The 8,142-nt window shown below is 50.9% G+C and carries 10 protein-coding genes; 7 read left to right on the forward strand and 3 right to left on the reverse strand.

The window, feature by feature from the left end; all coding sequences use genetic code 11:
- The coding region (locus FDW88_RS18370) for an inner membrane protein YpjD (protein WP_137363103.1) at positions 1-516 on the forward strand (516 nt) is incomplete at its 5' end.
- Between the two features lie 18 nt (positions 517-534).
- A complete protein-coding gene (locus tag FDW88_RS18375) occupies positions 535-1,827 on the forward strand; it encodes an HlyC/CorC family transporter (RefSeq protein WP_135911576.1) in 1,293 nt (430 codons plus the stop codon).
- A gap of 49 nt (positions 1,828-1,876) precedes the next feature.
- Here FDW88_RS18375 and grpE read toward each other — a convergent pair whose 3' ends face one another.
- Complete coding sequence (gene grpE / locus FDW88_RS18380) at positions 1,877-2,470, reverse strand: nucleotide exchange factor GrpE (protein WP_096756092.1); 594 nt, start codon at positions 2,468-2,470, stop codon at positions 1,877-1,879.
- A gap of 121 nt (positions 2,471-2,591) precedes the next feature.
- Between grpE and nadK the strand changes: the two genes are divergently transcribed.
- The 3 genes from nadK to bamE all read left to right on the forward strand — a co-directional run bounded on the left by nadK (position 2,592) and on the right by bamE (position 5,711).
- A complete protein-coding gene (nadK, locus tag FDW88_RS18385) occupies positions 2,592-3,470 on the forward strand; it encodes an NAD(+) kinase (protein ID WP_096756091.1) in 879 nt (292 codons plus the stop codon).
- Positions 3,471-3,555: 85 nt separating this feature from the next.
- Entirely contained in the window at positions 3,556-5,217 is a 1,662-nt protein-coding gene (gene recN / locus FDW88_RS18390; RefSeq protein WP_137363104.1) for a DNA repair protein RecN, read from the forward strand.
- A 149-nt stretch (positions 5,218-5,366) separates the two neighbouring features.
- Positions 5,367-5,711 carry an outer membrane protein assembly factor BamE gene (bamE, locus tag FDW88_RS18395; RefSeq protein ID WP_115257734.1) on the forward strand — a complete coding sequence of 115 codons (345 nt, stop codon included), beginning with the start codon at positions 5,367-5,369 and terminating at the stop codon, positions 5,709-5,711.
- A 53-nt stretch (positions 5,712-5,764) separates the two neighbouring features.
- Here bamE and FDW88_RS18400 read toward each other — a convergent pair whose 3' ends face one another.
- Together FDW88_RS18400 and ratA are read right to left on the reverse strand one after the other, a co-directional pair.
- Positions 5,765-6,043 (reverse strand): RnfH family protein, encoded by a 279-nt coding sequence (locus tag FDW88_RS18400; RefSeq protein WP_217439082.1) that lies wholly within the window; start codon positions 6,041-6,043, stop codon positions 5,765-5,767.
- Position 6,044: 1 nt separating this feature from the next.
- Positions 6,045-6,488 (reverse strand): type II toxin-antitoxin system toxin RatA, encoded by a 444-nt coding sequence (gene ratA, locus FDW88_RS18405; RefSeq protein ID WP_115257733.1) that lies wholly within the window; start codon positions 6,486-6,488, stop codon positions 6,045-6,047.
- A 154-nt stretch (positions 6,489-6,642) separates the two neighbouring features.
- Here ratA and smpB point away from each other — a divergent pair, with 154 nt between their 5' ends.
- Together smpB and FDW88_RS18415 are read left to right on the forward strand one after the other, a co-directional pair.
- A complete protein-coding gene (gene smpB, locus FDW88_RS18410; protein WP_096759347.1) occupies positions 6,643-7,125 on the forward strand; it encodes an SsrA-binding protein SmpB in 483 nt (160 codons plus the stop codon).
- Positions 7,126-7,705: 580 nt separating this feature from the next.
- A partial coding sequence (locus FDW88_RS18415) for a BapA prefix-like domain-containing protein (RefSeq protein WP_137363105.1) occupies positions 7,706-8,142 on the forward strand: 437 nt, incomplete at its 3' end.

Here is an 8,142-nt window from a genome sequence, read left to right on the forward strand (position 1 = left end):
ATGACCTGCTTATTCGCACCTTCCTTAATCAATCTGGCCTGCGCCACGTTTATGCCCAACGAGTACATCACCCACCTTGAAGCCACACCGGGCATGATGATCCACATCGGGCTCTCGCTGTTGTCCTATGCCACGCTGATCATTGCCGCCCTGTACGCACTGCAGCTGGCGTGGATCGATTATCAGCTGAAAAACAAAAAACTGGCGTTCAACAATGAAATGCCGCCGCTGATGAGCATTGAACGCAAAATGTTTCACATCACTCAGATAGGCGTGGTTCTGCTGACGCTGACCCTGTGCACTGGCCTGTTTTACATGCACAACCTGTTCAGTACCGAAAATATTGATAAAGCCGTGCTCTCTATCGTGGCATGGTTTGTCTATATCGTTCTGCTATGGGGACATTACCATGAGGGCTGGCGCGGACGTCGTGTCGTCTGGTTTAACGTCGCAGGTGCAGGCATTCTGACGCTGGCCTATTTCGGTAGTCGCATACTGCAACAGCTTGTGAGTTAAGTCTTTAAGGAACCCTACGTGGAACACATCTCCACCACCACGCTCATTGTTACGCTTCTCATCATGGTGGTTATTTCAGCCTATTTTTCCGGTTCCGAAACCGGAATGATGACCCTGAACCGCTACCGCCTGCGCCACCGGGCCAAGCAGGGGAATCGTCAGGCGAAGCGCGTTGAAAAACTCCTGCGCAAACCGGACCGCCTGATAAGCCTGGTGCTTATCGGCAATAACCTGGTCAACATTCTCGCCTCCGCGCTTGGCACCATCGTCGGTATGCGTCTGTATGGCGATGCGGGTGTGGCGATTGCCACCGGGGTGCTGACCTTTGTGGTGCTGGTTTTTGCTGAAGTACTGCCAAAAACCATCGCCGCGCTGTATCCCGAAAAAGTCGCCTATCCCAGCAGTTTCTTACTGGCACCACTCCAAATTCTGATGATGCCGCTGGTGTGGTTACTGAACACCATTACCCGTCTGCTGATGCGTATGATGGGCATCAAAACGGATATCGTGATAAGCAGTTCCCTGAGTAAAGACGAACTGCGAACGCTGGTGAATGAATCGCGCTCGCAAATCTCGCGCCGTAATCAGGATATGCTGCTGTCGGTGTTGGATCTGGAAAAAATCAGCGTCGACGACATCATGGTGCCGCGAAACGAAATCATCGGGATTGATATCAACGACGACTGGAAATCAATCGTGCGTCAACTGTCGCACTCCCCGCACGGCCGCATTGTGCTTTACCGCGACTCGCTGGACGATACCATTAGTATGCTGCGCGTACGCGAAGCCTGGCGCCTGATGGCAGAGAAAAAAGAATTCACCAAAGAGACCATGCTGCGCGCCGCTGATGAGATCTATTACGTCCCGGAAGGCACGCCGCTCAGCACCCAGCTAATCAAATTTCAGCGCAACAAAAAGAAAGTCGGCCTGGTGGTTAACGAATATGGCGACGTTCAGGGCCTGGTGACGGTCGAAGATATCCTGGAAGAGATTGTCGGCGACTTCACCACCTCCATGTCACCTACGCTTGCCGAGGAAGTCACCCCGCAAAATGACGGTTCAGTGATAATTGACGGCAGCGCCAACGTTCGCGAAATCAACAAAGCCTTTAACTGGCACCTGCCGGAAGACGATGCGCGAACCGTAAACGGGATTATTCTTGAAGCGCTGGAAGAGATCCCGGTAGCCGGTACGCGGGTGCGCATTGGCCAGTACGATATCGATATTCTCGACGTACAGGATAATATGATTAAACAGGTGCAGGTCTTGCCGGTAAAACCGCTGCGGGAGAGCGTGGCGGACCAGGGATGATAATATCGCGGCGGGTAACGCATCTGCATTACCCGCCGCGACAGGCTGATTAGCCCTTGGCTTTCGCCACAGACACCATCGCCGCGCGGATGGTACGTCCGTTCAGGGTATAACCTTTCTGCATCACCATCAGTACGTTACCGGCCGCAACGTCGTCAGACTCAACCATGGCAATCGCCTGATGCACGTTCGGGTCCATCGGCACATCGATATCCGCAACCACCTGCACGCCAAACTTCGCCACCACATCCAGCATCGATTTACGGGTCAGTTCGATACCCTCGATCATCGCCGACATGGCATCGTTGTCTTTGTCCGCTACTTCCAGCGCACGGTCCAGGCTATCGAGCACCGGCAGCAGTTCGTTAACGAATTTTTCCAGCGCGAACTTATGCGCCTTTTCTACGTCCAGTTCGGTACGACGACGCAGGTTTTCCATTTCAGCTTTCATGCGCAACACGCTGTCACGCTCGCGCGTTTCGGCTTCAGTAAGCTGAGCTTCCAGATTCGCAATTTTTTCATCGCGCGGATCCACCTGCTCAGCAGAAGCGTCTGGTTCAACCGCCTCAACTTCTTCGTGCTGATCCATGATAATTTCTTCCGGGGCTTGCCCCTCAGGCGTTTTCTGTTCTTTACTACTCATGAATTTCTCCGCGTTTTTTCGCATTCATCTCGCTAACTTGGCTTATTATGGGGATAAGATTCAGGGATTCAAGGGAAGTACTCACATTGTCACTCATCTTCGCTACAAGGACCTCGAGAAAATGAATAAACATTTCAAGTGTATTGGCATTGTGGGGCATCCACGCCACCCCACTGCACTGACCACACATGAAATGCTTTACCGCTGGCTGTGCACAAAAGGGTATCAGGTTATCGTGGAGCAACAAATCGCCCGCGAACTACAGCTGAAAAATGTGCAAACCGGCACGCTGGCAGAAATTGGTCAGCAGGCGGACCTCGCGGTAGTGGTGGGCGGAGATGGCAACATGCTCGGTGCTGCGCGTACTCTGGCACGCTATGACATTAAGGTCATCGGGATCAACCGTGGCAACCTGGGCTTTCTCACCGACCTTGACCCGGACAATGCCCATCAGCAGTTAGCCGATGTGCTGGAAGGCCATTACATCAGTGAAAAGCGCTTTTTACTTGAAGCTCAGGTGTGCCAGCAAGATTGCCAGAAGCGTATCAGTACCGCGATCAATGAAGTGGTGCTGCACCCGGGTAAAGTCGCGCACATGATTGAATTTGAAGTCTATATTGATGAGGTCTTTGCATTTTCCCAGCGTTCAGACGGACTGATTATTTCCACGCCAACCGGTTCTACCGCCTACTCGCTCTCTGCCGGCGGCCCAATCCTGACGCCTTCTCTGGATGCCATTACGCTGGTACCAATGTTCCCGCACACGCTCTCAGCGCGACCGCTGGTGATCAACAGTAGCAGCACCATTCGCCTGCGCTTCTCACACCGCCGTAGCGATCTTGAAATTAGCTGCGACAGCCAGATTGCCCTGCCTATACAGGAAGGTGAAGACGTGTTGATTCGCCGCTGTGATTATCATTTAAACCTGATTCACCCTAAAGACTACAGCTATTTCAATACATTAAGTACCAAGCTCGGCTGGTCAAAAAAATTATTTTAATTTACCTTCAGCCTCTTTACTGTATAAAAAACCAGTTTATACTGTATGTAATTACAGTTATGGTTTTTCATACAGGAAAACAGCTATGTTGGCACAACTGACCATCAGCAATTTTGCTATCGTTCGTGAACTTGATATCGATTTTCAGAGCGGAATGACCGTCATCACCGGTGAGACCGGGGCGGGTAAGTCCATTGCCATTGATGCCCTCGGTTTGTGCCTTGGCGGACGTGCCGATGCCGACATGGTGCGCGCTGGCGCTACGCGTGCCGATCTGTGTGCCCGCTTCTCCCTGAAGGATACGCCAGCGGCGCTGCAATGGCTCGAAGAAAACCAGCTTGAAGAAGGCCGTGAATGCTTGCTACGCCGCGTTATCAGTAGCGATGGGCGTTCCCGTGGCTTTATCAACGGCACCGCGGTACCACTGTCGCAGCTTCGCGAGCTCGGCCAGTTGTTAATTCAAATCCACGGCCAGCACGCGCATCAACTGCTGACGAAATCTGAACACCAAAAATCCCTGCTGGACGGCTATGCCAATGAGGCATCTCTTATTCAGGAAATGGCAACGCGCTATCAACTGTGGCATCAGAGCTGCCGCGACCTGGCACATCATCAGCAGCAAAGCCAAGAACGCGCTGCCCGGGCAGAGCTGTTGCAGTACCAATTGAAAGAGCTAAACGAATTTAGTCCGCAGGCGGGTGAGTTTGAGCAGATCGATGAAGAGTACAAGCGCCTGGCTAACAGCGGGCAGTTGCTCACCACCAGCCAACAGGCGCTGGCTATCATGGCAGATGGCGAAGACGCTAATCTGCAAAGCCAGCTGTACACGGCAAAGCAGTTGGTCAGCGAACTGGCGGGTATGGACAATAAGCTTTCCGGTATTCTGGACATGCTTGAAGAGGCAACCATTCAACTCAGCGAAGCCAGCGACGAGCTGCGCCACTATTGTGACCGGCTGGATCTGGACCCTAACCGGTTATTCGAGCTTGAGCAGCGCATCGCAAAACAAATCTCTCTGGCGCGCAAACACTATGTCGCACCTGAAGCGCTCCCGCAGTTCTATCAGTCCCTGCTGGACGAACAGCAGCAACTTGACGATCAGGCTGATTCACTCGAAACCCTCACTCTGGCAGTGAACACTCATCACAAGCTGGCACTGGAAACAGCAAAGACGCTGCATCACCAGCGCCAGCACTATGCTCAGGAGTTAGGGCAGCTCATTACAGAGAGCATGCACGCACTTTCTATGCCGCACGGACTCTTTTGCATTGAGGTGAAGTTTGATGAACACCATCTGAGTGTAGACGGTGCCGATCGCATTGAATTTAAGGTCACCACCAACCCAGGCCAGCCGTTACAGCCTATAGCAAAAGTCGCATCTGGTGGGGAACTGTCGCGTATCGCACTGGCTATTCAGGTGATCACCGCTCGTAAAATGGAAACTCCGGCGCTGATTTTCGATGAAGTGGACGTCGGTATTAGCGGTCCAACAGCCGCGGTCGTCGGCAAACTACTGCGCCAGCTCGGTGAATCCACGCAGGTTATGTGCGTCACGCACCTGCCGCAGGTTGCCGGTTGCGGACATCAACACTTCTACGTCAGCAAAGAAACCGACGGCGCGATGACCGAAACACATATGCAACCACTGGATAAACGCGCGCGCCTGCAGGAGCTCGCCCGCTTACTTGGCGGTAGCGAAGTGACGCGCAATACCCTCGCAAATGCAAAAGAACTGCTGGCAGCATAAACTTTTTTCTCTTGTAACGGTCTGAGTTCAACATAAAATCGCCGTCCGACCCGACAGCAAAAGGTTTTAAAGTGGTGAAAGGTCTATTATCATCGGCATATTACATATGAGCCGCGTACTGCTCGGGCCCGAAAAGGAATCAAATCACTATGCGCTGTAAAACGCTGACTGCTGCTGCAGCAGTACTACTGATGTTGACCGCAGGCTGTTCCACTCTGGAGCGAGTGGTTTACCGTCCTGACATCAACCAGGGAAACTATCTGACCGCTAACGATGTGTCCAAAGTTCGTGTCGGTATGACGCAACAGCAGGTTGCTTATGCTCTGGGTACACCGATGATGTCCGATCCTTTTGGCACCAACACCTGGTTCTATGTGTTCCGTCAGCAACCAGGACACGAAGGCGTAACGCAGCAAACGCTGACGTTGACCTTTAACAGCAATGGCGTGTTGACCAATATTGATAACAAGCCCGCATTGACCGGTAATCAATAAGTAGGTCTTCAGATAGCAAAAAAGGTGCTCGCTGAGCACCTTTTTATTGCCTGCTATTTGTTGGCAGACTTCTCCGCCCGCTTCCTGCGCAACTCTTTTGGATCGGCAATCAATGGCCGGTAAATTTCTACCCGATCCCCATCATGCACAGCATCAGCAAGTTTTACCGGACGGCTGTAGATCCCCACTTTGTTTTTGCTGAGGTCGATATCAGGGCGCAATTCCAGTAATCCAGACGCGCGAATGGCCTCTTCAACCGTCGCGCCCTCTTGCAGCGTCACGCGCTGTAAATATTGCTTTTCGGGTAGCGCATACGCGACTTCGACGACCATTTTAGCTGACACTGACACTGTAAACCTCTTTCGCACGCACCGTGAAGGCTTGCACCATGTTCGACGCCAGCTCTTTAAAGATACGGCCAAACGCCAGCTCAATGAGCTTGTTAGTGAACTCAAAATCAAGCTGAAACTCAATACGGCACGCTTCATGACTGAGCGGCGTAAACTTCCACCCGCCAATGAGTTTTTTGAAGGGGCCATCGACCAGATGCATCAGAATGCTCTGGTTATTAGTCAACTGGTTGCGCGTGGTGAACGTTTTGCTGATCCCTGCTTTAGACACATCCACCGCAGCCGTCATCTGTCCAGGAGTCGACTCCAGTACGCGGCTTCCGGTGCAACCCGGTAAAAACTGGGGGTAGGATTTCACATCATTCACTAGCTGATACATCTGTTCCGCACTGTAAGGTACTAAAGCGGTCCGGCTAATCTGAGGCATAACAATTTCCATCTATATCAATCGAGCAAATAATACCATTTATCATCCGCTAAAAAAAACGCTATAGCCCAACTCGTGCTAAGATAGCGCCTTGCGCCCCGCTGGATGAAATGGGGTGTTTTTCGATTCCAGATTACCTATACTGAGCGGCATTATGACGAAGAAAAAAGCACACAAACCTGGCTCAGCCACAATCGCGCTTAACAAGCGCGCACGACACGAATACTTTATTGAAGAAGAGTTCGAAGCTGGACTCGCTCTGCAAGGCTGGGAAGTCAAATCCCTGCGCGCGGGTAAAGCCAACATCAGCGACAGCTATGTCATTCTTAAAGACGGTGAAGCTTACCTGTTTGGCGCCAACTTTATCCCGATGGCAGTTGCCTCAACGCACGTGGTCTGCGATCCCACTCGTACCCGTAAACTGCTGTTAAACCAGCGCGAGCTCGATTCGCTGTACGGCCGAATGAACCGCGAAGGTTACACCGTCGTGGCGCTGTCTCTGTACTGGAAAAACGCCTGGTGCAAAGTGAAAATTGGCGTCGCTAAAGGTAAGAAACAGCACGATAAACGTTCCGATGTGAAAGAGCGTGAGTGGCAGGTGGATAAAGCACGTATTATGAAAAATGCTGGCAGATAACACCTTTGTTTCGTGACCAGTCTCTCATTATGGGACTGGTCCTTATTATTTAGTTATTGAATCCTCCTCAATATATTCATCACACTTATGGTTCAATACTGCTGAATCGTTCAAATATCAAGTAAATCACCGTGTTATTTCATGATGTCTGTAGTCCAATAAAAATAAAACTTCAAGAATTTCCTCCATCTATTTCACTTCATTTTAATAACATTATTATCACTGATATTTATTATAAAATCATGCTGCACGCTAAAAATAAATCACTTAAAATACAATAACATAATAAAACACATATATTTTATGCGGCGTTTACACTAACCAACCTGAAATATCGCCGTATATTTTTAACAGGTAGAAGTTGCGGAATACTTTCTTTCTGACTATATCATCTAATACGAAAGAACTATTCAACGCCGAGGCCAATTTTTATTTACTAACCAAACAGACATCTCTGTGACCTAATCAATGAAACTACATGTGTAAATTCATCTTCACGATGAACGGGGCACCTGTCTGCTCATTTTCCCAGAACGCTGTTGCGGATTAATTCCCCCGGCAAGCCATCAGGAGTGAACATATGCGTCATCTCGCCGTTGTATCAAAATTGACTGGTGTATCTACGAATGTTGAAGCCTCTGAAGTGACGCTCAGTACACCGTCCATCGTGAAATTATCCGTTTCGCGTGAAGACATCAGCCAACTGACCCGTATTAACCAGGATCTGGTGGTCACACTCCGCTCAGGTGACGTAATTACGATTAAAAACTTCTATGTCGCAAACGGCAGTGATAAAAGCCAACTCGTTCTCGAAGACAGCAACGGTGCACTGTGGTGGGTTCAGGATACTGATGGCGCATTCCACTTCCAGCATCTGGACGATCTCACACCGCTGATGGCGGCTGAAGGCAGTCATGACGGTGGCGCAGTCTGGCCGTGGGTTCTTGGCGGCGTGGCGGCGGCGGGCGGAATTGCCCTCGCGGCGGGCGGTGGTGGTGGTGGTGGTGGTGGTGGTGG

Source organism: Citrobacter sp. wls829 (assembly GCF_005280825.1).
In the GTDB taxonomy this organism is placed as follows: domain Bacteria; phylum Pseudomonadota; class Gammaproteobacteria; order Enterobacterales; family Enterobacteriaceae; genus Citrobacter; species Citrobacter gillenii.

Excerpts from the sequence above, each read along its gene's own strand:
- ratA (WP_115257733.1), bottom strand. The coding sequence starts at position 6,488 with ATGCCTCAGATTAGCCGGACCGCTTTAGTACCTTACAGTGCGGAACAG.
- nadK (WP_096756091.1), top strand. The coding sequence starts at position 2,592 with ATGAATAAACATTTCAAGTGTATTGGCATTGTGGGGCATCCACGCCAC.
- bamE (WP_115257734.1), top strand. The coding sequence starts at position 5,367 with ATGCGCTGTAAAACGCTGACTGCTGCTGCAGCAGTACTACTGATGTTG.
- recN (WP_137363104.1), top strand. The coding sequence starts at position 3,556 with ATGTTGGCACAACTGACCATCAGCAATTTTGCTATCGTTCGTGAACTT.
- smpB (WP_096759347.1), top strand. The coding sequence starts at position 6,643 with ATGACGAAGAAAAAAGCACACAAACCTGGCTCAGCCACAATCGCGCTT.
- FDW88_RS18400 (WP_217439082.1), bottom strand. The coding sequence starts at position 6,043 with ATGGTCGTCGAAGTCGCGTATGCGCTACCCGAAAAGCAATATTTACAG.
- grpE (WP_096756092.1), bottom strand. The coding sequence starts at position 2,470 with ATGAGTAGTAAAGAACAGAAAACGCCTGAGGGGCAAGCCCCGGAAGAA.